The sequence below is a fragment of the Pseudomonas sp. H2_A10 genome (assembly GCF_054680085.1).
Genome location: NZ_CP162821.1, coordinates 3,182,597 through 3,208,225 on the forward strand (window position 1 = coordinate 3,182,597; position 25,629 = coordinate 3,208,225).

21 protein-coding genes are annotated in these 25,629 nt (G+C 62.0%); 14 read left to right on the forward strand and 7 right to left on the reverse strand.

Annotated elements, in window-relative coordinates:
* Positions 1 to 112 precede the first annotated feature (112 nt).
* On the reverse strand, positions 113 to 1,042 hold the full coding sequence (locus tag AB4O23_RS14785; RefSeq protein WP_267864558.1) for a DMT family transporter: 930 nt from the start codon (positions 1,040 to 1,042) through the stop codon (positions 113 to 115).
* Positions 1,043 to 1,135: 93 nt separating this feature from the next.
* On the opposite strand from AB4O23_RS14785, the gene AB4O23_RS14790 reads away from it, so the two are divergent.
* The 11 genes from AB4O23_RS14790 to AB4O23_RS14840 all read left to right on the forward strand — a co-directional run bounded on the left by AB4O23_RS14790 (position 1,136) and on the right by AB4O23_RS14840 (position 12,025).
* The gene (locus AB4O23_RS14790; protein ID WP_068934693.1) at positions 1,136 to 1,699 is read left to right on the forward strand and encodes a helix-turn-helix domain-containing protein; all 564 of its coding nucleotides are present in this window, start codon (positions 1,136 to 1,138) and stop codon (positions 1,697 to 1,699) included.
* A 154-nt stretch (positions 1,700 to 1,853) separates the two neighbouring features.
* The gene (locus tag AB4O23_RS14795) at positions 1,854 to 3,050 is read left to right on the forward strand and encodes an SfnB family sulfur acquisition oxidoreductase (RefSeq protein ID WP_065877456.1); all 1,197 of its coding nucleotides are present in this window, start codon (positions 1,854 to 1,856) and stop codon (positions 3,048 to 3,050) included.
* A gap of 12 nt (positions 3,051 to 3,062) precedes the next feature.
* On the forward strand, positions 3,063 to 3,389 hold the full coding sequence (locus AB4O23_RS14800) for an acyl-CoA dehydrogenase (RefSeq protein WP_065877455.1): 327 nt from the start codon (positions 3,063 to 3,065) through the stop codon (positions 3,387 to 3,389).
* Positions 3,389 to 4,825 (forward strand): LLM class flavin-dependent oxidoreductase, encoded by a 1,437-nt coding sequence (locus AB4O23_RS14805; protein WP_065877454.1) that lies wholly within the window; start codon positions 3,389 to 3,391, stop codon positions 4,823 to 4,825. Before AB4O23_RS14800 ends, AB4O23_RS14805 begins: the two co-directional genes overlap by 1 nt.
* A 109-nt stretch (positions 4,826 to 4,934) precedes the next feature.
* Positions 4,935 to 5,783, forward strand: a complete 849-nt coding sequence (locus AB4O23_RS14810) for an AMP-binding protein (RefSeq protein WP_065877453.1) — start codon at positions 4,935 to 4,937, stop codon at positions 5,781 to 5,783.
* On the forward strand, positions 5,780 to 6,550 hold the full coding sequence (locus AB4O23_RS14815) for an ABC transporter ATP-binding protein (RefSeq protein WP_017527150.1): 771 nt from the start codon (positions 5,780 to 5,782) through the stop codon (positions 6,548 to 6,550). The genes AB4O23_RS14810 and AB4O23_RS14815 overlap by 4 nt, the downstream gene beginning before the upstream one ends.
* Entirely contained in the window at positions 6,550 to 7,431 is an 882-nt protein-coding gene (locus tag AB4O23_RS14820; RefSeq protein ID WP_017527151.1) for a branched-chain amino acid ABC transporter permease, read from the forward strand. Before AB4O23_RS14815 ends, AB4O23_RS14820 begins: the two co-directional genes overlap by 1 nt.
* Before the next feature lie 4 nt (positions 7,432 to 7,435).
* Complete coding sequence (locus tag AB4O23_RS14825) at positions 7,436 to 8,485, forward strand: branched-chain amino acid ABC transporter permease (RefSeq protein ID WP_017527152.1); 1,050 nt, start codon at positions 7,436 to 7,438, stop codon at positions 8,483 to 8,485.
* Positions 8,486 to 8,506: 21 nt separating this feature from the next.
* Complete coding sequence (locus AB4O23_RS14830) at positions 8,507 to 9,847, forward strand: ABC transporter substrate-binding protein (protein ID WP_460069575.1); 1,341 nt, start codon at positions 8,507 to 8,509, stop codon at positions 9,845 to 9,847.
* 3 nt (positions 9,848 to 9,850) lie between these two features.
* The gene (locus AB4O23_RS14835; RefSeq protein ID WP_017527154.1) at positions 9,851 to 10,618 is read left to right on the forward strand and encodes an ABC transporter ATP-binding protein; all 768 of its coding nucleotides are present in this window, start codon (positions 9,851 to 9,853) and stop codon (positions 10,616 to 10,618) included.
* Positions 10,619 to 10,630: 12 nt separating this feature from the next.
* The gene (locus AB4O23_RS14840) at positions 10,631 to 12,025 is read left to right on the forward strand and encodes an FAD/NAD(P)-binding protein (RefSeq protein ID WP_137219765.1); all 1,395 of its coding nucleotides are present in this window, start codon (positions 10,631 to 10,633) and stop codon (positions 12,023 to 12,025) included.
* 46 nt (positions 12,026 to 12,071) lie between these two features.
* On the opposite strand, the gene AB4O23_RS14845 is transcribed toward AB4O23_RS14840, so the two are convergent.
* The 4 genes from AB4O23_RS14845 to AB4O23_RS14860 are packed head-to-tail and all read right to left on the reverse strand — an operon-like array spanning position 12,072 to position 16,665.
* Positions 12,072 to 13,316, reverse strand: a complete 1,245-nt coding sequence (locus AB4O23_RS14845) for an efflux RND transporter periplasmic adaptor subunit (RefSeq protein WP_065877447.1) — start codon at positions 13,314 to 13,316, stop codon at positions 12,072 to 12,074.
* Positions 13,306 to 14,769, reverse strand: coding sequence for a TolC family protein (locus AB4O23_RS14850; RefSeq protein WP_017527157.1), 1,464 nt, complete (start codon positions 14,767 to 14,769; stop codon positions 13,306 to 13,308). Before AB4O23_RS14850 ends, AB4O23_RS14845 begins: the two co-directional genes overlap by 11 nt.
* A complete protein-coding gene (locus AB4O23_RS14855; protein ID WP_460063769.1) occupies positions 14,762 to 15,961 on the reverse strand; it encodes an ABC transporter permease in 1,200 nt (399 codons plus the stop codon). Before AB4O23_RS14855 ends, AB4O23_RS14850 begins: the two co-directional genes overlap by 8 nt.
* On the reverse strand, positions 15,958 to 16,665 hold the full coding sequence (locus tag AB4O23_RS14860) for an ABC transporter ATP-binding protein (RefSeq protein WP_135196778.1): 708 nt from the start codon (positions 16,663 to 16,665) through the stop codon (positions 15,958 to 15,960). Before AB4O23_RS14860 ends, AB4O23_RS14855 begins: the two co-directional genes overlap by 4 nt.
* Before the next feature lie 356 nt (positions 16,666 to 17,021).
* On the opposite strand from AB4O23_RS14860, the gene AB4O23_RS14865 reads away from it, so the two are divergent.
* Together AB4O23_RS14865 and AB4O23_RS14870 are read left to right on the forward strand one after the other, a co-directional pair.
* A complete protein-coding gene (locus AB4O23_RS14865; RefSeq protein WP_017527160.1) occupies positions 17,022 to 17,771 on the forward strand; it encodes a TetR/AcrR family transcriptional regulator in 750 nt (249 codons plus the stop codon).
* Between the two features lie 299 nt (positions 17,772 to 18,070).
* Positions 18,071 to 21,727 carry a hypothetical protein gene (locus tag AB4O23_RS14870; protein WP_460063773.1) on the forward strand — a complete coding sequence of 1,219 codons (3,657 nt, stop codon included), beginning with the start codon at positions 18,071 to 18,073 and terminating at the stop codon, positions 21,725 to 21,727.
* A gap of 109 nt (positions 21,728 to 21,836) precedes the next feature.
* On the opposite strand, the gene AB4O23_RS14875 is transcribed toward AB4O23_RS14870, so the two are convergent.
* Positions 21,837 to 22,898: an FUSC family protein gene (locus AB4O23_RS14875; protein WP_137219763.1), complete on the reverse strand. Its 1,062-nt coding sequence runs from the start codon at positions 22,896 to 22,898 to the stop codon at positions 21,837 to 21,839.
* A gap of 73 nt (positions 22,899 to 22,971) precedes the next feature.
* Positions 22,972 to 24,588, reverse strand: coding sequence for an NADP-dependent glyceraldehyde-3-phosphate dehydrogenase (locus AB4O23_RS14880; RefSeq protein ID WP_017527163.1), 1,617 nt, complete (start codon positions 24,586 to 24,588; stop codon positions 22,972 to 22,974).
* Positions 24,589 to 24,726: 138 nt separating this feature from the next.
* Here AB4O23_RS14880 and AB4O23_RS14885 point away from each other — a divergent pair, with 138 nt between their 5' ends.
* Complete coding sequence (locus AB4O23_RS14885; RefSeq protein WP_017527164.1) at positions 24,727 to 25,611, forward strand: Dyp-type peroxidase; 885 nt, start codon at positions 24,727 to 24,729, stop codon at positions 25,609 to 25,611.
* The last annotated feature ends 18 nt before the right edge of the window (positions 25,612 to 25,629 follow it).

The window sequence follows — 25,629 nt, forward strand, 5'->3', positions numbered from 1 at the left end:
GCTTTCGTGATCACCAAACGGCAAGATGTGGCAGGATCCTACAAGGTAGATCGAAAATTCCGAATAAGCATTGTTTCAGCCCCGCACCGTTACCTGTGGTGAAGGCCGGGTCTTATCCTTGTTGTTCGTGTTCTACCTCCGCTTGAAGTTCAACCGCCTTCTGCCCGCGCGTCTTCATCTCACTCACAATTACCGCCAGCACAATCAACACCGCCCCCAGCATCGCTATCGGCGGGAAGCGCTCGCCGGCGAGCCGCCCGATCACCCCGGCCCAGACCGGCTCACCGGCATAAATCAAGGTGGCCCGTGTTGGCGAAACGCTCTGCTGCGCCCAGTTCATCGCGACCTGGATCACCGCGCTGGTCAAGCCCAGGCCCACCGCGCTGAACAGCAGCAACCAGGAGAACCCCGGCAATGCCTCGCCCATCGGCACGACCATCAGGAACGACAGCAGCGACGCCGTGGCCAGTTGCACCACGGTGACGCGGCGTACATCCACCTGCCCGGCAAAGGCGCTGATCAGGATGATTTCTGCGGCAATCGCGATGGCGCCGATCAAGGTCGCGATCTCACCCGCGCTGAAATTCAGCGACGCCCCCGCCGGGCCGGTCAACAGCATCAACCCGGCAAACGCCAGCATGATGCCGATACTGGGCATCAAGCCCGGACGACGCCCCAGCACCAGCCATTGCAGCAACGGCACGAACGGCACGTACAGCGCGGTGATGAACGCCGACTGGCTGCTCAAAATGGTTTGCAGGCCGATGGTCTGCAGGCCGTAGCCGAACATGATCGCCACGCCGATAAACACCCCGGCCTTGAGCTCGAACAGGCTCAGGTCGCGCAGGGTGCGCAAGGAAAAGAACCCCACCACAATCGCCGCCGCCGCAAAGCGCAGGCCCACGAAGAACATCGGCCCGCTGACGGTCATGGCGTGCTGCACCAGCAAAAAGGTGCCGCCCCAGATCATGGTGATAAACACCAGGATGCATTCGGCTTTGCTGAAACGATTGAAACGCGAAGGGGAGGTCGGGGCGGTCATGGCGGCTCTGGTCTTGCAAGGGAAAGGCACGGACCGCACAATGCGCCGCACGCTGGGCAGTATACTGCGCACACCCACCCATTGAGCAATATAGTGCACAAAGAAAATCCACACCGGGCCTCGGTCCTGCAACATGTCAGCCAGAACGTCCGTCGCCTGCGCCACGCCGCCGACCTGAGCCAGACCGCGCTGTCGGAAAAGTCCGGGGTCAGCCGGCGCATGCTGGTGGCCATCGAGGCCGGCGAGAAGAACGTCAGCCTGTCCACCCTCGACCGCGTGGCCGAAGCACTGGAAGTGGCCTTCAGCGACCTGATCCAGGCCCCGGATGCGGGCGACCACAGCCGCATCAACGAACTCGCCTGGGCCGGCGACATTCCCGGCAGCAAAGCCGTATTACTGGCCAAGGCCACTGCGCGGCGCGAAGTCGAGCTATGGGAGATGCGCCTGGAGCCCGGCGATCGCTACAGCCCCGAACCCGACCCCGAAGGCTGGAGCGTGCAGGTGTTTGTGTTTGAAGGCTGCCTGACCTTGCGCGTTGGCGAAGAAGACAAACAGGTCGCTGCCGGTGAGTTTTTCATGTTTGCCAGCCGCCAGGTGCATGGCTATCGCAATGAAGGTGACGTGGCCGTGAGCTTCGTTCGCAACGTGGTGATCTAACTGTCCGCCAGGCAACAGTGGATGTGCAATTTGCTGGTTTGAGTCGCGCTCTGCGGCGCCGATTTGCCAGCAACTTGCTGATTTTATTGAAGATTAAGTTCAGGCACGACTCCTGCAATCACTCCGGTATTCCCTCGGAGCCTGGAGTCGGCCCATGTCAGCCCACCCTCAACACCCTGCCCATATCATCCGCTCGGACGCGGAGGCCATTGAAGTCGCCACGCGCCTGGCCGAACGCTTTGCCGTCGAAGCCAGCGCGCGCGACCGCGACCGGCGCCTGCCGGTGGCCGAACTTGACGAATTTTCCGGCAGCGGCCTGTGGGGTATCACGGTGCCCAAGGCCTACGGCGGTGCCGGGGTGTCCTATGTGACGGTGGCCGAGGTGATCAAACGGATTTCCGCGGCCGACCCGTCCCTGGGGCAAATCCCGCAGAACCATCTGGGGGTGGTGGACCTCCTGCTGCAAACCGGTACCGAGGAACAAAAGCGCTATTACTTCGGCAAGGTCTTGGCGGGTTACCGCTTCGGCAATGCGTTCTCCGAAGCCAAGAGCAAAAACGCCGGTACCTTCGACACGCAGATCCGGTTCAACGGCGACACCGCGCAAATCAATGGTGAAAAGTTTTACTGCACCGGCGCGCTGTTCGCCCATATCGTGCCCACCGCAGGCAATAACGAGCAGGGCCAGGCGTTTATTGGTTTCGTCGAACGCGACGCGCCGGGGCTGAGCGTGATCGACAACTGGGACGGCTTCGGCCAGCGCACCACCGCCAGTGGTGGCGTGACCCTCGATGGCGTGAACGTACCGTTGAGCGCGGTGATCCCTGCGCATCTAGCGTTCGATAAACCCACCGCCGACGGCCCGATTTCACAAATCATCCAGGCCGCCGTCGATACCGGCATCGCCCTTGGCGCGCTGGAACAGGCCAAGATCCATGCCCGCCAGGCCCGGCCCTGGATCGACAGCCAGCTGGACCACGGCTGGCAGGACCCATTCACAATCGCCGCCATCGGCGACCTGCAATGGCGCGTTCACGGCACCGAAGCCATCCTCGCCAAGGCCGGCATCGCGGTCGACCAGGCGCTGGCCGAGCCGAATGAAGACAGCGTGGCCCACGCCTCTCTGGTGGTGGCCCAGGCCAAGGTGCTGTCGGCCGAAACCGCCTTGCTCGCCAGCAGCAAACTCTTCGAACTGGCCGGCACCCGCTCGGTGACCGCCAAGCACAACCTCGACCGCTTCTGGCGCAACGCGCGCACCCACACCCTGCATGATCCGGCCCGCTGGAAATACCACCTGATCGGTAACTTCGTGCTCAACGGCGTGAAGCCTGCGCGCCACGCCTGGAATTGAGGAGCCTGCCCCATGACCGCACTGACACTCGCCCGCCAACTGCTCGACAGCACCCGTCTTCACGTCCAAAAAAGTGACGACCCCTACGTGATCAGCCGCTTCGGCGACTTGCAGATCCGTGTCGACGTGGCCGCCGCCTTGCTTGAGCGCGCCGACAGCCACCCCAGCCCGGTGGCCGCCACCGAAGCGCAGATCGCCGCGGCCGAGGCCCTGATTGCCGCCAGCAACGCCGAATTCGAATTGACCGGCCAACGCACCGCGCTGCCGTCGACCCTGGATGACCCCTTGCGGCGCAAATACCAGATCGTCGGCAACTACCACCTCAACGGAGTGCTTTGATGGCCCGCCAAATCCGCTTGAACGCCTTCGACATGAACTGCGTCGGCCACCAGTCGCCAGGCCTGTGGGCGCATCCGCGTGACCGCTCGTGGCAGTACAAGGACCTGGAGTACTGGACCGATCTGGCGAAAATCCTCGAGCGTGGCAAGTTCGATGGCCTGTTTATCGCCGACGTGCTGGGCATTTACGACGTGTACCACGGCAACGGTGACGCGGCGATTCGCCAGGCCACCCAAGTGCCGGTCAACGACCCGCTGTCGCTGATCGCACCGATGGCGCTGGTCACCCAGCACCTGGGTTTTGGCCTCACCGCGTCGCTGTCCTTCGAGCATCCGTACCCCTTCGCGCGCCGGCTGTCGACGCTCGATCACCTGACCAAGGGCCGCATCGGCTGGAACATCGTCACCTCCTACCTGGAAAGCGGCGCCAAGAACCTCGGCCAGAAGGCCCAGACCGAACACGATGCACGTTATGACTACGCCGAGGAATACCTCGAGGTTTGCTACAAGCTCTGGGAAGGCAGTTGGGAGGAGGGCGCGGTGCTGCGTGATCGGGAGCGTCGGATCTTCAGCGACCCGAGCAAAATCCATGAGATCCGCCACGTCGGCAAACACTTCCAGGTGCCCGGCATTCACCTGTGCGAGCCGTCGCCGCAGCGCACGCCGGTGCTGTACCAGGCCGGCGCCTCCAGCCGTGGCAAACAGTTCGCCGCCGAGCAGGCCGAATGCGTGTTTGTCGCCGCACCGTCCAAGGTGCTGCTGAAAAAAACCGTGGCCGATATCCGTCGCCGTGCCGCCGAGGCGGGGCGCGATCCGAAGAAAATCCTGATCTTCAATTTGCAGACGGTGATCGTCGGCGAGACCGACGCCAAGGCCAAGGCCAAGTTTGACGACTACAAAACCTACGTCAGCTACGAAGGCGCAATGGCGTTGATCTCCGGCTGGACCGGTATCGACTTCAGCCAGTTCAAGCCCGACGAGCCGCTCAAACATGTCCACACCAACGCGATTCAATCGGCGGTGGAGGCGTTCTCCACGGCTGATCCGAACAAGGTCTGGACGCCCAATGAACTGGCTGACTGGGTGGGCATCGGCGGGTTTGGGCCCTTGTTTGTCGGCGGCCCGCAAACCGTCGCCGACCTGTTGCAGGAATGGGTGGAAGACACCGACGTGGACGGCTTCAACCTGGCGTATGCGCTGACCCACGAGACCTTCATCGACGCCGTGGAGTGGTTGGTGCCGGAGCTGCAAAAGCGTGGCGTGTACAAGACCGAATATGCCCAGGGCACCCTGCGCGAGAAGTTGTTCGGCGAGGGCGCAAGGTTGGGTCCAAACCACCCCGGCGCCAGCTACCGCGATCTGTCTGGTGCACGAAATTCCAATGTGGGAGGGGGCTTGCCCCCGATAGCAGTGGGTCAGCAATTGATAGGTGTCTGACACACTGCCATCGGGGGCAAGCCCCCTCCCACATTTGTCCCGTGTCGATCCAAATATCCCAGCCAGCGGACCACCGCACGCTTGACCACCCCAATAGGAACCACCCCCTATGAGCGTGCACGACCCCAAGGCCCTTCTGGAGCACCTGCGCCGCTGGGCGCAACTTACGCCGTTGCACATCGCCCTGCGCCACAAGCGCCAGGGCCAGTGGTACGCCTGGCGCTGGATCGACGCCTTGCGCGACGTCGAACGCCTGGCCGATGGTTTGCGCCAGCACGGTTTCGATCAACACTCACGCCTGGTGCTCAGTGGCGCCTTTGAGCCGAACCTGCTGTTGCTGGCATTGGCGGCCCAGTCCGTCGGCGCGCAGGTGCTGACGCTGGCCGATAACCTCGAGCCGCAGGCCCTGGAGCAGCAACTGTGGCGTATTCACCCCAGTCATGCCTACGTTCAAGGTCGCCTGCGCGATTGGGCATTCACCCAGCGCTTGGACTTCGCTCAGTTGCTCGGCCCGGTCGATCCGGCGCAACACCTGCAGCGTTGGTGGCAACCAACGGGCGAAACCGTGCTGTGGAGCGAAGAAGGCACCGGCTGGCCAGACGGCCTTGGCGTGGTGCTGGAGCAATGGCTGCACAGCGGTCATGGCCTGGCGTTTCCGGAAAACCTGGCCTCGGCGCGACGCGATCGCAGCGAAGTGGCGCCCACCGGCCTGGTGCTGTCGCCCGAGCGTTTGCAGCACCTGGCCGATGAGATCGAAAGCCGCCTGGCTCCCGTCGGCAGTTGGCGGCGCCGCCTCTGCGACTGGGCCATCGCCCACCCGCAAGGCGGCCTGCGCCGGTTGCTGAAAAACCGCGTGCGCACACTGCTGGGCTTTCAACGCCTGGCTTCTATCTGGCAACCCCTCAAAGCCGGTAATGAGCCGACGTGGCTGGCCGAATTCAAACGGGACATCGCATGAGCCAGGCCATTCTCCAGGTGCGGGACATTTCGCTGTCGTTCAAAGGGGTCAAGGCCATCAATGCGCTGTCGTTCGAGGTACAACGCGGCGAGATCTGCGCGTTGATCGGCCCTAACGGCGCGGGCAAAAGCTCGCTGCTCAATGTGCTCAACGGCGTGTACCGTTTCGATGCCGGCGAGATCGTCTTTGAGCAACAACACTTCCATCGCATCGACCCCTTGGGCGCCGCCCGCCGAGGCATTGGGCGCACCTTCCAGAACAACGCACTGTTCAAGAAGATGAGCGTGCTCGACAACCTCCTTACCGGGCTGTCGCGGCATATGCGCGCCGGCTTTCTCGAACAGGCCCTGGGCTTGCCCCGTGCACGCCGCGAAGCCGAAGCATTTCGCCGGCGCGGCCAACACATCCTGGAATTTCTTGAGCTGCAAGCCCATCGCGATGTGCTGGTGGGCAACCTGTCCTACGGCCTGCAAAAGCGCGTGGAGTTGGGCCGCGCACTGATTGCCGGGCCCAGCCTGTTGCTGCTTGACGAACCCATGGCCGGCATGAACGCCGAAGAGAAACAGGACATGGCACGCTTCGTCGCCGACGTGAACCGAGACCTGGGCACCACGGTGGTGTTGATCGAACACGACATGGGCGTGGTGATGGGCCTGTCTGACCATGTGGTGGTGCTCGACTATGGGCGCAAGGTCGGCGACGGCACGCCGGCCGAGGTGCAGGCGCACCCCGAGGTGATCGCGGCGTATCTGGGAGCGGTGCGCTGATGTCGTTCTTCTTCGAAACCCTGCTCGGCGGTTTGCTGGCCGGCACCCTGTACTCGCTGGTCGCCATCGGCTTCGTACTGATCTACAAGGCCAGCGGCGTGTTCAATTTCGCCCAGGGCGCGATGTTGCTGTTTGCCGCGCTGACCTTCGTCAGCCTGCACGAGCAGGGCGTTCCGTTCGCCGTGGCGCTGCTGCTGACGGTGCTGGTGATGATCGTCGGCGCGTTGCTCATCGAGCGCCTGGTGCTGCGCCCGCTGGTGAACCGTTCGCAGATCACCCTGTTCATGGCGACCCTGGGCCTGTCGTTCATCATCGAGGGCCTGGCCCAGGGCTTGATGGGCTCCCAAGTGCGCGCACTGGACCTGGGCATCGACGACGTGCCGCTGTTTGTCGGGCCGCTGATGCTCAGCCAGTTTGACCTGATCGCCGCCGCCACCGCCGTGGTGCTGGTGACGGTGCTGGCGTTGCTGTTCAACAAGACCCGCATCGGCGTGTCGTTGCGGGCGGTAGCCGATGACACCACGGCGGCGCTGTCCATCGGCATCAACCTCAACCGCATCTGGCAGATCGTCTGGGCAGTGGCCGGCGTCGTCGGCCTGGTGGCGGGGCTGCTATGGGGCGCGCGCCAGGGCGTGCAGTTCTCGCTGTCGCTGGTGGTGCTCAAGGCGTTGCCGGTGTTGATCATCGGCGGCTTTACCTCGATTGGCGGGGCGATGGTCGGCGGGCTGATCGTCGGCGCCGCCGAGAACCTCGCCGAGGTGTATATCGGCCCGCTGATCGGCGGCGGCATCACGCCGTGGTTCGCCTATGTATTGGCGCTGGCCTTCCTGTATATGCGTCCCGCCGGCCTGTTCGGCGAGCGCGCCATCGAGCGAGTCTGAAACCATGTCGATTCCTGTTGCGCAAGACACCGCGCCGTTACTGCTGATGCAACGACGCCTGCCCTGGGGCCTGCTCGGCCTGCTGGCCCTGGCTTTTGGCGTGGTGCCGCTGTGGGGCAATGACTATTGGCTCAATGCGATCCTGATTCCGTTTCTGGTGCTGTCCCTGGCCGGGTTGGGCTTGAACCTGCTGACCGGCTACACCGGGCAGACCTCGGTGGGCGCCGCCGGCTTCATGGCGGTTGGCGCATTTGCCACCTACGGCTTTCTGCTGCGCCTGCCCGAGCTGGGCCTGCCGGTGGCGCTGCTGGGCGGTGGGATTATCAGCGCAGGGGTGGGCTTGCTGTTCGGCCTGCCCAGTTCGCGGATCAAGGGCTTCTACCTGATGGTCACCACCCTGGCCGCGCAGTTTTTCCTGGAGTGGCTGTTCGTCAAATTCCCCTGGTTCTACAACTACGGTTCGTCCGGCACGATTTCGGCGCCCAAGCTTGCGCTGTTCGGCCATGACCTCAACACGCCGCTGGGCCGTTACCTGCTGACGCTGGTCACGGTGCTGCTGTTGACCTGGACCGCGACCAACCTGGTGCGCAGCCAAGTGGGGCGCAACTGGATGGCGATCCGCGACATGGACACCGCCGCCGCCGTGGTCGGCATTGCGGTGGTGCGCTACAAGCGCCTGGCGTTTGCGGTCAGTTCGTTCTACTTGGGCATCGCCGGCGCGCTGTGGGCCTTCGCCTACCTGGGCACCGCCAGTGCCGGCAGCTTCGATATCAACCGCTCGTTCCAGATCCTGTTCATCATCATTATCGGCGGCATGGGCAGCATCGCCGGCAACTTCGTCGGCGCGGCCTTCATCAGTTTGCTGCCGATCTTTCTCAGCCACGCCGGGCAGGCATTGTTCGGCGGTTCGGTGGACGCGGGGCAGTTGCAGAACCTGCAGAAAATTATCTTTGGCGTGTTGATCATCGTGTTCCTGATCAAGGAGCCCGAGGGCTTGATTCGCCTGTTGCATACCCTTCGCGATCGGCTGCGGCAGTGGCCGCTACGTTTCTAACCCCTGTAGAAGAGAACTTCCATGCGTGCATCCTTGAAACGTTCCCTGGTCGGCGCCGCCTTTGCGTTGGCCGCATTGGCCGGCGCCGTGCCCCAGGTCATGGCGACGCCGGACCAGCAATTCATTCCCCTGGCTACCTATCGCGTGGGCGCCTATGCCTCCAGTGGTGTGCAGGTGTGGGCCGGGATGATCGACTACCTGCGCTACATCAACGAGGTCGAAGGCGGCATCAACGGCGTCAAGCTGGTGTGGCAGGAATGCGAGACCGAATGGACGGCCGAGAAGGGTATCGAATGCTATGAGCGCTTCAAGCACGGCCTGGATGGCGCGCCGGTCGCGGTGTACCAACCCAACGGCGCGCCGGCGGCGTATGCCCTGAGCGAGCGCGCCGAAGTCGACAAGATCCCGCTGATCACCCTCGGCTACGGGCGCACCGAGGCCACTGACGGCACGGTGTTCCCCTACAACTTCCCGGTGATGCTGACCTTCTACAGCGAGGCGTCGAGCCTGGTCAATTACATCGCCGAGCGCGAAGGCGGCTTCGACAAGCTCAAGGGCAAGAAGATCGCCACGGTCTATCACGACTCGGCCTACGGTCGCGAAACCCTCGGGCCACTGAAATTGCTCGCCGAAAAGTATGGCTTTGAGAACATCCAGATCCCGGTGGCTGACCCCGGCAACGAACAATCGGCGCAATGGCGCCAGGTCCGCCAGGCCAACCCGGACTGGGTGTTCCTGCGTACCTGGGGCGTGTCCACGCCGGTAGCGGTGAAGACCGCCGCGCGCTTCGGCTTCCCCGTGGACCACATCATCGGCGACATCTGGGCCAGTTCCAGCGAGGACGTGCTGCCGGCCGGTGCCGCCGCCAAGGGGTACCTGGCGCTCACGCCGTACCCGGCCGGGGCCGACTTCGAGATCCATCAGCGCCTCAAGCAAGCCATCCTCGACAAGGGCCACAGCGACCTCAAGGACCTGAAAAACTTCGGCAGTGTCTACTACAACTCCGGCCTGGTGAATGCCGCCGTAGCGGTAGAGGCGATTCGCACCGCGCAGGCCAAATTCGGTAAGCGCCCACTCAATGGCGAAGAAGGCCGCTGGGGCCTGGAACACCTGAACATCGACGACGCACGCCTTAAAGCCATGGGCTACCTGGGCCTGATGCAGAACCTCAAGCTGTCGTGCCGCGACCACGAAGGCGGCGGCTCGGCGCGGGTGCAGCAGTGGGACGGCGCCCAGTGGACGCTGATCAGCGACTGGATCGCCGCCGACCGCGCACTGCTGCGCCCGTTGATCGATGAAAAGTCGGCCGCGTTCGCCAAGGAAAAAGGCCTGACGCCACGCACCTGCACTGGGGATGAATAAATCATGAGCCAGCCTGCCACCGAGCCTGCGCGCCCGTCGCTGCTGACGGTCAACGACATTGAAGTGATTTACGACGGCGCAATCCTGGCGGTGGCCGGGGTGTCGCTGAGTGTGCCCAAGGGCGCCATTGTTGCCTTGCTCGGTGCCAACGGCGCCGGCAAGAGCACTACCCTCAAGGCCATCTCCGGGCTGGTGCGTGCCGAGCGCGCCGAGGTCAGCCGGGGTGTGATTGAATACGCCGGGCGCGACCTGGCCGGTATCGACCCCAGCCAGCGCGTGCGCGAGGGCATGGTGCATGTGCTGGAGGGGCGGCATGTGTTCGGCCAACTGAGCGTGGAAGACAACCTGCGCAGCGGCGGCTTTGTGCGCCGCCTGAGCCGCAAGGACATGGAGCACGACCTGGAGCGCATCTACACCTGGTTCCCAAGGCTCAAGACCAAGCGCCACACCCGCGCCGGGCTCACCTCCGGCGGCGAGCAGCAGATGGTCGCCATCGGCCGGGCGTTGATGACGCGTCCTACTTTGGTACTGCTCGACGAGCCGTCCATGGGTTTGGCGCCTATGATCGTGCAGGAGATCTTCGCGATCATCGCGCAGCTCAACCGCGAACAGCAGGTGAGCTTCCTGATCGCCGAGCAGAACATCAACGTCGCGCTGACCTATGCGTCCCACGGTTACGTGCTGGATACTGGGCGCGTGGCCTTGAGCGGCAGCGCCGCTGAGCTGCTGGCACGGGGTGATTTGCATGATATTTATCTGGGTAAACAGTAAGGGCGAACCTGCATGAGTGAATCCACCCGCGACGCTGATGTGCTGATCATCGGCGGCGGCCTGAGCGGCACGATGCTCGCCGTGCAACTGCTGCGCTTGCCTGGCCGGCGTCGGATCCTGGTGATCGAGCCGCGTGCCGAATTGGGGCGGGGCGAGGCCTACAGCGCGGTCGAGCTGGGCCACACGCTGAACGGCAACGCGGCGCGCATGAGCGTCGACCCCGACAATGCCGACGACCTGACGCAGTGGCTCACCGAGCACATCGGCGCCGGTGGCTGGCCGGAGTCGGACCAACAGCACGTACCGATCAGCGAACTGTTCCCGCCGCGCGGGCTGTTCGGCTTGTACGCGCAGCAGCGGCTGGCCGAGGCCAAGGCGCTGTCGGCGTCCACGGTGGCGCATGTAAGGGCCGAAGTGGTCGACCTGCAAGTGGACGCGGGTTCAACCCGGCTGACCCTCGATAACGGCCAGTCACTGCGCGGCGCCGTTGCGGTGTTGGCCACCGGCATGTTCCCGGCGGCGCGCACGCCACAAACCGAGTCCAGCGGTTTGAACGCGGCGGCGGTGGACCCTTGGGACGTGCAGGCCATGGCCCAGCTCGACCCGCAATCGACGGTGCTGATCATTGGCTCGGGGCTGACCATGGTCGATGCCGTGGTGTCCCTGGAACAGGCCGGTCATCGTGGGCCCATCGAGGTGTTTTCGCGCCATGGCCTGCTGCCCCATGTGCGCCGCCAACCGCCGAGTTGGGTGGACTTTCTCGGCGAGGACCACAGCCTGCGCAGCCCTCGGCAGTTGCTGCGAGAGGTGCGGCGCCAATGCCGGATTGCAGTGGCGCAAGGCATTGACTGGCAGGCGCCGCTGGACACGGTACGCGCGCATATCGGCCGGCTGTGGAGCCAGGCCGGCGAGCGTGAGAAACGCCAATTCGTGCGGCATGTGCGGCCGTGGTGGGAGAGCCATCACCACCGCTCGCCGCCGTTGAGTGCGCAGTTGGTGGCGCGGTTGCACGACGAGGGGCGGTTACGCATTCGCGCGGCGTCGTTCAAGGGCCTGGCGCCTGCGGATGAGGGCGTGACGATCCGTTTGCGCTATCGCGGTGAGCCAGCGCTGACCCAGGTGTCGGGCGCGGCGCTGATCAACTCCAGCGGCATCGAATACGACTGGCGCCGCGTGGCGCGGCCGTTGCCCCGGCAATTGCTCAAGCGCGGCCTGATCCAGCCTGGGCCGTTGGCGTTGGGGATTGCGGCGCACGTGTCGGGCGCGGTGCTGGACGCCCAGGGGCAGGCCAGCCAAAGACTGTTCGCCATGGGCCCGCCGTTGCGCGGGATGTGGTGGGAGAGCACCGCGGTGACGGACGTGGCGCTTCAGGCCAAAGCCCTGGCTTCGAGGCTGGCGGAAATCTGAGTGTGGGAGGGAACAAGCCCCCTCCCACAGAAGAGCGGAACTCCATTTATTTTAAGATTTTCACCAGGCCGGGCTTGAGGCCGAATACCTCGACCCCTTGCGCCGTCGATTGGCCTGTCGTCACGTTCACCCGTTCCACCGGTTTATCCATCGCCTCGCGATATTCCACGGTCATGTCCGTTTGGATCGCCTGGCTCGGCACGACGAGCGCCTGGGCATTGTTGTAGGTGACGATGGTCAACCGTGCGCTCATGCCCAGCCGCACCCGCTGCAACTGCTGGGGCGTGAGCCGGGGGATCGTCAGGGTCACCGGAAACTGGGCGCTGCCCTGGCTGTCACTGGCCATCGCCAATCCACTGACCACACTCACCGAACCGCTCAGCCGTTCGCCGTCAAAACCATCACCCATCACTTCCACCGCCTGGCCCTGATGCAATTGGTTGATGTCCAGTTCCGAGACCTTGGCGACGATTTTGAGCCGTTCGATATTTGCCAGGCCAAACAGTACCTGGCCCTGGCTGACCTTACTGCCGGCCTGGATGGGCGCGTTGTTAATGTTGCCCCCCTGGGCTGAATTATTACCGGGCGCGGGCACCACGATGCCGGAGAACGGCGCCTTGACGTCCTGGCCTTCGAGCAACGTGCGCAGCGCCTCGTATTTCACCGTGGCGTTGGTCAGTTCCATGTCGGCGATCTGGCGGTATTCGCCCTTGCCCTGGTCCAGGGCCTGTTGCAGTTCACTGCGTGCGGAGGCGAGGTCCAGCTGTTGCTGTTGGGCCTGTTGCTTGAGGTCGTCCAGTTCATTGCGCGGGATGATGCCGCGCTTGAACAGGTTGTCGCTTTCGGTGAGCTTGCGCTGGGTGTTGCCGGCGCTCATTTCGGCGGTGCGCAAGCTGCGTCGGGCGCGGCTGACGGCGGGGCTGCTGTCCCAATCCTGCATTTCCTGCACGGTGCGCCGAGCCTTGAGCTGGGCGGCGAGGGCGTCGCGCAGTTGCATTTGCAGGGTGGCAGGGTCCATGCGCAGCAGCACCTGGCCGGCTTCGACCCGCTGACCTTGCTCCACCAGGTTGGCCTGCACATTGCCGTCGAATGGCGCGGTGAGGACCAGAGTGGTGTCGGGCTCGATCTTGCCCACCAGGCCGATCTGGTGCACCAGCGCGTCGGGCTTGACTGCCAGCCACTGCTCGGCGGTGCCGGCCGGGTCTTGCGCGGGGCTGCGCAGGGCCAGCGCCGCGCCGGCCACCAGCAGGATCAGCACAGCGCCCAACAGGCGTTTTTTATCAGTAGTCATTGAGGGCGATTTCCCAACTTTCCAACGTCATGCCCAGCGTCAGGTCGAGCTGGGTCTGGGCGTTCAAATAAGCGATCAGGGCATTGAGCCGGGCATTTTCGGCGTTGCGCAGGTCGGTCTCGAAACTCAGCACCTGGAAGTTGGTGGAGCGCCCGGCGCTGAGTTTTTCCCGTTCGATCTCGATTTTGCGGCGCGACAACTCCACCGCGCGCTGGGAGATTTCATACTGGCGCCAGCGCGTGCCGAGGTCGCGCACCACATCGTTGACGCTGCGCTCCAGCTCTTGGCGCGCATCGGTGATGCGGATCTGCTGGTCCTCGACGTTGACCCGCGCACGCACTTCGGCCTGGCGGGTGCTGATGTCGCCGATGGGGATCTGCACTTGCACCCCGGCGTAGCTGTCCCAGGTGCGGTTGTTACTGCTGCCGGCGTCGTTGTTGTAGGCGTCGCGAATCTGGTTCGCGCCGGCGACGAGGTCGACTTGCCAGCGCCCGGAGTCCTTGGCGATCACCAGGTTGAGGTCGGCCTGCTGGCTGCCGAGCAGGGCGGCGAGGTATTCCGGTTGCTGGGTTTGCGCCAGGTTGAAGGCTTGGCGCTTGTCGATCTGCATGGGCTTGGCCTCCAGGGCTTCGGTGGCGCGAATCGGCGTGGACAGGTCAAGCGCCAGCAGGCGCAGCAGGGCCAGGCGATTGGTGTCCAGTTGGTTCTGGGCTTCCTCCACGCCCAGTTGCTGGGTGGCGATGTCGGCTTCGGTCTGCACGATTTCGAACTCGGCCATGCGCCCGGCACTGATCAGCGCCTGGTTCACTTCCAGCAGGGTGCCGGAGCGCGCGAGGGCGTCTTGCACGATGCTCAGTTGCTCCTGGGCGCGCAGCAATTCGCGATAGGTGGCGATGATCTGGCTGATGGTCTGCGCCACCGTGGCCTTGAGGTTCAGGCGGTTGGCCTGCTCCGACAGGCGCGACAGGCGCAGCGGCGCGGTGGTGGCGTCCCAGCCGGCGCCGCGCAGCAGCGGTTGGATAATTGCCAGGTCCAGGCCGTCGCTGCGATAGCGGCCGGCGCGGTCGGCGTTGTTCAACTGCTGGGTCCAGGCCATGCTCAGGCGCGTGCCGTACTCACCGAGCAGGCTGCTGGACGGCGCCAGGTTGGCGTTGCGTGCGCTGTCCTGGGAGCCGCGAGTGCCGCGGTAATAGCTGTTGAGGGTGAGCTTGGGGTTGAACACGTCTTCGGCCACGCGCAGGTCGAACTTCTGCGCGACCCGTTGCAGGTACGCGCTGCGGATCGCCGGGTTGTTGCGCAGGCCCAGATACACCGCATCACCCAGGGTCAGGGTGGTGACCTGCGCATTCAGCGATACGCTGCGCGAGGTAGTGGGCGCCGACGGCCGGATGACCACGTCGGCGGCCATGCCGGGCAGGCTGATCAGCGTCAGCAATAGCAGCCATTTATTCATCGCGCAGGGCCTCCACCGGTTGCAACCGCGAGGCCGAGACCGCGGGGTAGATGCCGAAGAACAAACCCACCCACAACGTACTGCCCACTCCCAGGGGCAGGGCCGCCGCGGCCAGCGCGAATTCCCAGCCTGACAGCCAGGCGTAGAACCACGCCGCCGTCATACCGAGTACCGCGCCGCACAACGCGCCGACGGCGGTGAGGGTCACCGCTTCGATCAGGAACAGGTTGCGGATATCCCGTCGACGCGCGCCCAGGGCCATGCGGATGCCGATTTCGCGGCGCCGCTGCGAAACGTTCATCAGCATCACGTTCATCACGCCCACGCCGCCGCCCACCAGCGAGATCGCGCCCAGGGCCAGCAGCAAATAGGCGAACGTGCGGCTTTGCCGGGTCATGCCATCGATCATTTGCTGAGGCACCTGGATGTCGACATCGTGGTCGGTGAGTTGGCGTTGCAAGGCCGCGGCGGCGGCTTTGGCAATGCGTTCCATGTCTTGGCCGGGCGCGGCGCGAATGATCACGTTGCTGATCTGCGGGGTGGCGTAGATGCGGCGCATGCCTTCGGCGGGGATGAACAGCGACTCGTTGGCCTGCACCGGCATTAACATCGCCCGGGGCTGGTTGTGCAGGATGCCCACGATCAGGAACAGGTAGTCGTTGATGCGCACGCGGTCGCCCAGTTGCACTGGATCGCCCGGCGCGCCGAGGGCCTGGGCGATCTGGTCGCCGATCACGCCATAGGTTTCGTGGGTGTCGAAGCTCGACAGGAAGCGGCCCTGTTGCACCACCAGGCGCATCGCTGGCTGGATGTCGGGCGTACTGCCGACAAAGTTGGCATTGACGCTGCGGCCATGGAACACGATGGGCCCGCTGAACAGCGTCAGGGCGCCGATATGCGCGATGCCCGCTACCGCCTGGCGCACCGCATGCAGGTCGAGACGGCTGCGCATCGGCACGTTGGCGCCGCCTTTGGGGGGGAACTGGACGATGAGCGTGTCGGTGCCCATGTCCTTGAAAATCTTCGCGGCATCCACCGCCGCGTTGTGCCCGATATTGATCAACGCCACCACCGAGGAGCTGCCGATCACGATGCCGAGCAACGCCAGGACCGAGCGCTTGCCCAAGGTGCGCAGGCTGATAAAGGCTTCATGCAGCAGTTGGCTGAGGCTTTGTTCGACCCGCAGGCTCATGGGCGATGCGCCTCGTGCACCACGCCATTGCGCACCAGGATCTTGCGCGCCAGGCGTTCGGCGATGTGCGGGTCATGGGTGACGATAATCAGCGTGACCTGTTGCTCGCGGTTCAGGGCCAGCAACAGGTCCATGATGTCTTGGGCGGTGGTGCTGTCGAGGTTGCCGGTGGGTTCGTCGGCGAGGATCACCGAGGGGTTGCCGACCAAGGCGCGGGCAATCGCCACCCGTTGGCGCTGGCCGCCGGAGAGGTCGGCAGGGCGATGGTGAGCGCGGTCGGCCAGGCCGACCTGTTCGAGCATGTGCAGGGCCCGCTCCACGGACTCATGGCGCGACACGCCGCGATAGCTCAAGGGCAGGGCGACGTTATCCAGCGCGCTGAGGCGCGGCAGCAGGTTGAAGCTCTGGAACACGAAACCGATCTGCTGGTTGCGAATGGCGGCCAGTTCATCGGCGCTGGCGTTGAAAATATCGTGGCCGGCAAAGTGGTAGTGGCCGTCGTTGGGCAGGTCCAGCAAACCGAGGATATTGAGCAGGGTACTTTTGCCGGAACCGGAGGCGCCGAGGATGCCGCAGCTGTCACCGCTGGCGATGGACAGGCACACATCCTTGAGAATGGTCAATTCCTGCCCGGCGAGCTGATAGCGCTTGCCGATGCCTTGCAGGGAGATCAAGCCTGGGTGCGCGCGGGTATCGGTCATCATGACTACGCCTGCAGTCTCGACGCTGCCGTCATACCCCCGGTAAAGCCTTGTAACAAGTTCGGGAGCTGTCTGGTACGCGTCTCGGACTGGTTTTATTTCTTGTTTTTAAAATATTGTTTGAATACTAACCGCGTTCCCGGCGCTTCGCCAGCCAAGGATGTAGAGCGTTTTTACCCTTTGAAATGATTCTTTGATGGCGCTGAAGGCGCTCTTGAAAACTCCCGGACGATCCCCGAAACCGCCGTATGCCGAGGCTTTCGATGATATGGCGGAGTGTCACTACTTGCTTTCGACGGGCTGCATCGGTATAAAAATCAAATTATTTTTTAAAACAATATTTCCGCCGTGGAACCCTTATGGTCGCGAAGAAACTCAGCGCTCCAAACGTTACCAAGACCCGCTTGCTGGATGCGACAGAAGCTCTGTTTATCAAATACGGGTATGACGCGGTGCTGTTACGGCAGATTACCGAGCGTGCCCAAGTCAACCTGGCCGCCGTGAACTACCACTTCGGGGACAAGGATTCCCTGATGAAAACCCTGCTGATGCAACGTCTGGAGCCGCTCAACGAGCAGCGCCTGGAACTGCTGGCGCGCTGCGAAGCCGAATCCGACGGCCCGCTTGATTGCGACACGCTGCTGGGCGTGCTGTTCGCCCCGGCCATGGGCCTGGAGCGCAGCGACCCGTCAAGCGGGGAAGGGCGCTCGTTCATCCGCTTTTTGGGCCGGGTATACAGCGACACGTCGCCGTTTATCCAGGAATACCTCAAGGTGCATTACCAGCCGGTGTTCCAGCGCTTCTTCGAAGCCTTCGCCCTGGCCTTGCCGGACCTGCCGCGCAACGAGCTGGGGGTGCGCCTGCAATTTGCCCTCAAGGCGATTTCCGGGGTAATGGCCGGCACCGAGCTGCGCCTGCTGATGAACTCCATGAGCCTGGGCCGCCCGGCCACCGACGCCGAAGTCATGGCCAAGCTGATCACCCTGGTCTCGGCGGCGATCCGCGTGCCGCAACAAAGCCCCGAAGCGCAAACCGCCTTGGCCAAGGTGCTGGACACCCAGCGGGCTATTCGCGAACAAACGGCGCCTGTTGCCAACGCCGCACGCTGAGGCCCAAACCCCAGGCAAAAAAAAGCCCGCTGGGGCGGCGGGCTTGATGTGCAACGTTTGTAACGGATGAGGCTTCACCCTACGTCTGTGCATGTGAATAAATCGTGAAAAAAGCGTAAGAAAAAGTGTGGATGTTAAGAGATTCATACTCGGTTGCGAGCACGTCGGTTAGGCATTGCGTCCTAGCCATTCGTCGTCACTGTCAATTCTGACAGTAGATTTGATTGTCTCCCCAGGCGTTTAGTCACCTTGCCCGTCGCGCCATTTCAGCGCGGCCCTGACCATGCAAGGTGATGGCGATGTCCACAAATTTTCCTGTACCCGAACTTAACCCTTCTCCGATATACCCCCCCGTAGACCTGACGAAGGCCAAATACGCTGAAACATCCAAGATAGGCCTTGGCAGAAATGGCATATATGCCCTATTTGGCATCGATGACACAGACAAGGGCGCCATATTTAGCGTTTTGCGTTGGGACGTCGTAGATGGCGACTATCTGAGTTTGTGGATCAATAATCAGGCGTTCGTCGGGGCCAACGTCACGCGCGGCGAAAACTCTCATTATCTCTTGGAAGTCCCTGCCGAAAAGGTACCCGAGGGTGACTGCACGTATTTTGCCAGAGTTCGCCGTGCGCTCAGCGGGAATGAGGTTGATTCGGAGGTTCAGTCCATTCTGTTCAAGACGACCATCCCGGGCGGCTACGACGACGACGATACGCAGCAATGGCACAGCGGTTTGGCGATGGAGCTTGGGAACTTCAAGCCAGGCGCTATTCTGACGCCGACCAACACCGCAGACGGCTTGCAGTGTTTGATCATGCCTTATGAGAACATCCGCAAGAACGACAAGATCATCGTTCGCGTGGGCGGGACTATTTATGTGCACACCGTCGACGGTGAACAGGCGAAACAGCCACCGACGCAGCCGATTGTCGTGACTGTGCCCGTGGAGGTCTTGCGCAATCTCAACCCATCAGGGGAGGTTAAGGTGTACTTCACCGTGCTCGACGTGGTGAATAATGAACCTTTTGGTCGATTTCCGTACTCCCAACCTATCGTATTGAACAGTGAGATGTACACGTATCCGTTGGCGCCACCCTATGTGATGGTGGATGGCCAGTATATCAGCGAGCTTGATCTCGACACCCAGAGCGGAGCAACACTGGAGGTGGAGGTTGAGTTGAAGCCCAGTACCGTGCTGCCCAAGCCTCCGAATAAGGTAAAGGTTCATGTAGAAACGACCGATAAATACGGCGCGACCGAAACCTTGACTCACCAGGTAGACGACAACAATCGCAGGTTTCAAATCATCCCCCTGCCGGCCGAATGGATGGCAACGTTCAAGCAATTGGCCGGGGGGAGCTTTCGCGTATGGTACGAGCAGATTAAGAGCGACGGGGTATTCCTGAGGCGTTCGAACAGTACGTCGATTGGTGTAGTAGGTACACCAAGCCTGATGCCAGCACCCATCATCACACTTTTGGAAGCAGGGCTGTTTCCACTCAATACACATATGGAGTTGGTACTACCGCCTTATCAACCCCACGACCCTTCATACACGGAAACCGTGAAGCTTCAGCATATGGATGCGAACGGCGGCGGTGCGCTCGTGATCTCCCGTCAACAGGCTGGCGCGCAGGGCGGCACACGGCTGATACTCATGGAGGCCCTGAAGGTATTTGAGGGCAAGGGTGTCTGCCAGGCTTTCTACGAAACCGACGATGGTAAAGGTACGCCTGGCTCCGTTCGGCAATCGGAAAAGCTGAACTTCGAAATTGGTGTTCGCGTTCCAACCCTGCCGCCCATGACGGTTCCCGCCATCCTGGACAACAACATCGACCCGGCCACGGTGCCGGGTGCGAACTGGCTGATGTACATTCCCTACGCAGGCACTGTCGTCGGTGACAAAGTGTATTGGACCGTGAGTGGCAAAAGTACGGTGGCAGGTTCCATCGACATCACGTCCTCGCTTGAAGGAGTTCAGTTGACAACCCTGGAAATTCCGATAGATACCTCTTTCCTTGTCGAGAACAACAACCGCAGCATCCGTATCAGCTATAGCGTTGTACACGCCGGCCCGCCAAAAACGACTGAGAGCTCGATGGTGCTCAACCCCACCGTCGGTGCGGCGGTGGAGCTGGGGGTGCTCAAAATTCTTGAGGCTGATCCGACTACGGGCAGTATCCGGCCGATAACGGTGAAAGGCGGCGCAACCCTGCAAATCAGCTACAAATCGATGCTGCCGGGCGATGTAATTACGTACACATGGCGAGGTCAATATGGCTACAGCCAGTTTAAAGCTGTAGCGGCAGCCGATCCGGCAACCAACAGCATCAAGGTGGTTATTCCGGCCAATGTCATTGCCAGGGGCGTGCACCCAAGCGGCAACGCCATCACGGTGGAGTGTGAAGTAAAGCGTGGGCAAGTCAGCCACAAATTTCAGCCGTTGAATGTGCTTCTGCTGCCCCTAAAGGTATTCCCGACGCCTTATATCGTTGGGTTTGAAAACCAGACAGTGTTGCCGGTGAGTGAACTGCCTGCCGAGGCCACTATCAAGGTCGCGCCGTGGGAGTTTATCAGTGAAGGCCAACTCTATTGGGTGACGGTGGAAGGTACCTTGGCAACGGGTATTGCGTACACCGAAGACCTCGCCATCGCCAAGCCACTCACCGTAGGCGATCTGACCAACGGGGTTTCCTTGCCGCTCTCGGCAGATAAAGTGCGCGCGCTTCAGGATAATTCGGTCTTCAATATCCGCGTTTGGGTAAGTTTCCCAGAAATCCCCATCAAGCAAGTAGCGATAGCTTTTGAGGTTGCCAGCTACGTTGTACAGCTACTGCCGACTGAGCTGCCTTTCCCAACCCTTAACGGCGCTCCGAGTACGGGGCAAACGGTGACGGTCGACCCCTTGATGTTTAAAGACAGCACCCAGGTAACGGTTAAATACCTAGGTATGCTCGCGACGGACAGTATTACCGCGGAATGGATTCACTGGAATGGGACTAAAGTTACATTAACGCTCAATGGCATGGCAGGCGGATCGGTAGTTTTTGACTTTACAGCGCGTGAAGTTATACACGATAGCGTGAATAGTGTCGTGCAATTAAGGTACTCGATTGTGCGTAGTGGCAAAACGCTTGTTTCTCAAGTTCAAACGGTAACCGTTGGCACAATTGCAACGGCCAGGTTGCTGGGAGCATTGATTAACGGGCTGGCCTCCGGCGCTGCGTTGACTATGAATGCCTTTTCAGGCGACGCTAAAGCCTCCGTCCCCGCGTGGCCGCTTATTAAAGCCGGGCAAAAGGTATATCTGAGCCTTTTGTCAGGAGGGCGTGAGTTAAAGGTGCTGGGTGGCTATGTCGTCACTATGCAGGAATTGACCAACGGCATTGTGAACAAGCCCGTATTGCGTTCTTGGTTACAGAGGGTAATACATAACACCCCCATCACGGTAAAGTTATCGGTGGGGTTTGGTGGCAGTACAGACATGGCAAGAGCCACGCCATTTTTGACGACGACCTACCAAATGCTCAATTTACCTGACTTTACTAACTTTCAAGATGGGACGTTAAATGGTTGGGAACTTGGAACTGCAGGACAAGGGGGGGCGATAACCGGGGCGCCCGGAAGTAGAGTCTGGACGCAAACCACCGGTTCGGGCTTGAGTCAGTATCAAGGGTACGTGCTGATAAAAAGGATCACCCCTCTACCAGGGCATCGCTATAGACTTAGTTTTGCGGTCCGGCAGTTGAATGTGGGTACCACGACACCCAAGTTAAGGCTCACTGTTGGATACAGTACGACACCCACCTTTGCGGTGTCGTCTGGTAATTGGCAAGAGTACTCTCATACGGCGGTAAATAATGGCGAGGATCATTTCGCTGTGCACAGCGATGAGCCTACGTGGAGCGGAAATGACTTTGAAATTGCTTGGCTGAGAATCGAAAAAATATAAGTAAGGCAGTGAAACAGGGCAGATTTATTTAATCAATGAATCTGCCTTTTTAACAGGCGGTGGTGCCACGGATAGACCTTTATATAACCCTGCAGGCTCAACGCAGTGCTCAAACGCTCCAGTGTGGTAAATGCTTCACCAACCGGCCGCGCATTGCGTCCACATTGTCTGCCAATTGCATGGTTACCAACCGATAGCCATTGAGCGCAGTATCACCCTGTGAATTCGGTGCAGGCTCAACGCCACTGAGCTGGCCTGGTCGCTCCAACCGCTCTCCCGCACCCGACTTCAACGCCCGCGCCATCCCCACCAACTGCACCCGAATCTGCCGGTGCTCGGCCTTCAACATCACTTGCATTCTTGCCATTGCCTGCTCGTCACGCGGGTCCGGCCGGGTATTGCCGAGAATCTCCAGCGTGCTGATGCACATGCGCAGGTGGCGCTGGATGGCGTCCAGTTCGGTCATGGAGATGCGTACTTCCTTGGACACCGAGGGCATCAGCGAACGCAGTTGCACCATCGCCGCGTTGAGGCGGTTGAGCAGCTTGAGGTGTTCGTCGTCGGTGACCGACTGGCCATTGACGATGCGGCTGTAAATGGCGGCGCAGTCGCGCAGGGCGCCGGCCAGGTTGTAGCGCCACGAATACACCGCATACAGCGGCAGGGCGAAGGAGAACGCCAGGGCCAGCACGATGCCGATAAGAATATCGACGGTACGCCACAACCCGTCCGACAAGGGATTGTCCCCGTGGCCGGCGACGATAAACACGGTGATCGCCGACAACAGCGCGATGTAGCCGCCCTTGCCGATGGCATGGTAGGAGAAGAACCCGCACACCACCGACATCAGCAGGTAGGTCAACAGCGGCAGGCCAAAGTAGGCCTGTTGCACCACCAGCAGCAGGCCGACGCTGGCGCCGATCAAGGTGCCGTAGGCGCGCTCCACGGCCTTTTTGCCGATGTTGCCGTGGTGCTGCAAGCCGCCGATGACGATCAACATGGTCACCGATGCCCATTCGCCATGGGGTAGGTTGATGCCGGTGGTCAGCAGGATCGTCGCCAGCAAGCCGATGGACACGCGCGCGGCGTGGATCAGCTTGGCATGGCGATAGCGCCGGTAGGGGTCGAGCAACGGGCGCAACAGGCGCCGGGCGAAGAGTGGCAGGTTCATCAGTACTAAAGTGGCCTCGGTTCAGGAGATGTACACAATCCAAATGTGGGAGGGGCGGTGAGTCGTGCAGATGTTAGAAGATGTAATCGGTGGTCAGAAAGCTTGAATCGCGGTTGCGCAGGATGTCGCTGACCAGCGCCTTGTTGCTCTCCTGGAATTTGGTCGCCACCAACGTGCGGATCGAGAACACGCGCAAGGCGTCATGAACCGACAGCGTGCCTTCGGCGGAGTTTTTGCGCCCGTTGAACGGGAAGGTGTCCGGGCCGCGCTGGCATTGGGCGTTGATATTGATGCGCCCGACCTGGTTGGCGAAGGTGTCCACCAGGCGCCCGACCTGGGCGGCGTCGGTGCCGAAAATACTCAGTTGTTGGCCAAAGTCGGCGTCGAGTACGTAGTCGATCACCGTTTGCAGGTCACGGTAGGGCACGATCGGCACCACTGGGCCGAACTGTTCTTCGTGGTACACGCGCATCTGCGGGTTCACCGGGTACAGCACCGCCGGGTAAAAGAACGAACCGCGACTGACCCCACCCTCGCTATTGACCACGTTGGCGCCGTGTTGCACGGCATCGGCGACCAGCCCGTTGAGGTAATCCACCTTGCCCACTTCCGGCAACGGCGTCAGTGCCACGCCGTCCTCCCAGGGCATGCCGGGTTTGAGCGTTGCCAGCCTGGCATTGAATTTTTCGATGAAACTGTCGACCACGTCCTGGTGCACAAACAGGATTTTCAACGCGGTGCAGCGCTGGCCATTGAACGACAGCGAACCGGTGAGCGCTTCGCTGACGGCGTTGTCCAGGTCGACCTCGGGCAACACGATGCCGGGGTTTTTCGCATCCAGGCCCAGGGCGGCGCGCAAGCGGTGCGGTTTGGGGTGCAGTTTTTTCAGGTCGCTGGCGGCCTTGTTGGTGCCGATAAACGCAAAGATGTCGATCTTGCCGCTGGCCATCAGCGCACTCACGGTTTCGCGGCCACTGCCGTAGATCACGTTGATCACCCCGGCCGGGAAGCTGTCGCGGAAGGCTTCCAGCAACGGGCGAATCAGCAGCACGCCGAGCTTGGCCGGTTTGAACACCACGGTGTTGCCCATGATCAGCGCCGGGATCAGCGTGGTAAACGTTTCGTTGAGCGGGTAGTTGTAGGGGCCCATGCACAGCGCCACGCCCAGCGGCACGCGGCGGATTTGCCCGAGGGTGTCCTGTTCCAGCTCGAAGCGGCTGCTGCGGCGGTCGAGGTCCTTGAGGGCGTTGATGGTGTCGGTGATGTAGTCGCAGGTGCGGTCGAATTCTTTCTGCGAGTCCTTGAGGTTCTTGCCGATCTCCCACATCAGCAGCTTGACCACCGCGTCGCGCTGTTCACGCATGCGCCGTAAGAACGCTTCGACGTGCTGGATGCGCTCGACCACGCGCATCGTCGGCCATGCGCCCTGGCCACGGTCATAAGCGCGCACGGCGGCGTCGAGGGCGGTGAGGGCGGTGCCTGCGTCCAGCAGCGGCGTGCTGCCGATATGCACGCGCTCGTCGCCCAATTGCACCGGGCTTTGCACGCGGGCCAGCGGGCCGTTCCATATGTGCAATTGGCCGTCCACCAGGAACTCACGCTGTTCAATGGGCGCTCCCAGGCGAAAGGGCTCGGGAATATCGGCGGCGGAGGTCGGGAACAGTTGGGCGATCAGGTTGCTGGTGGTCATGTCGCTACCCCTGGAATAGTTGCAAAACATGACTAGAGAGTCACCCATCCCAGTGCGCTATGGCAAGGCTTGCGCGCTTTCTCCTACGCACGATGGCGTGCGCCGGGTAAACTGCGCGCCTTTCTTGAAGGAGTTCACATGAGCCAGTACCAGCCGGGCATTCTTGCCGCACCGGTGCCTTTGCAGGCACGCCATCTGTTCTTTGCCGTGCAAACGCCGGTAGCCGTACCCGCTGCGCTGGACGCGTTGGTACAGCTTGCGGATTCGTCGGCAGTGGTCGGTTTCGGTGAGCCGCTGGTACAGGCATTGGGCGTACACATTGATGGCCTGCGCGCCTTCCCGGCCGTCAGTGGTCCGGGCGCGCATAACCCGTCTACCCAGCACGCCCTGTGGGTGTGGTTGCACGGCGTGGATCGCGGTGAGTTGTTGCTGCGCAGCCGGGCGTTCGAAAAGGCCCTGGCCCCCGCGTTTGGCCTGGTGCAGTCAACCGAAGGGTTCCGCTACAAGACCGGTTTTGACCTTACGGACTACGAGGACGGCACCGAAAACCCCCATGACGACGCCGCCGTCGAAGCCGCCTTGACCGACAGTGGCGCCAGCTTCGCCGCCATCCAGCAATGGCAGCACGACCTGGATGGCTTCGCCGCGTTGCCCGCCCAGGAGCGCGACCACATCATCGGCCGCCGCCATGGCGATAACGAAGAACTGGAAGACGCCCCCGAGTCTGCCCACACCAAACGTACCGCCCAGGAGAGCTTCACCCCCGAAGCCTTCGTGGTGCGCCGCTCCATGCCATGGGCCGAGAACGGCCAGGCCGGCTTGATGTTCCTTGCCTTCGGCCATTCCTTCGACGCATTCGAAGCGCAACTGCGCCGTATGAGCGGGCTGGAAGACGGGATCGTCGATGGCCTGTACCGCATCAGCACGCCGTTGACCGGTGGTTACTACTGGTGCCCGCCGATCATCGGCGGGCACCTGGACCTCAGCGTGCTGGCGAACATGAAATTGTCGACAGGCGGTTGATCGGCGGCTGAAAAAAAT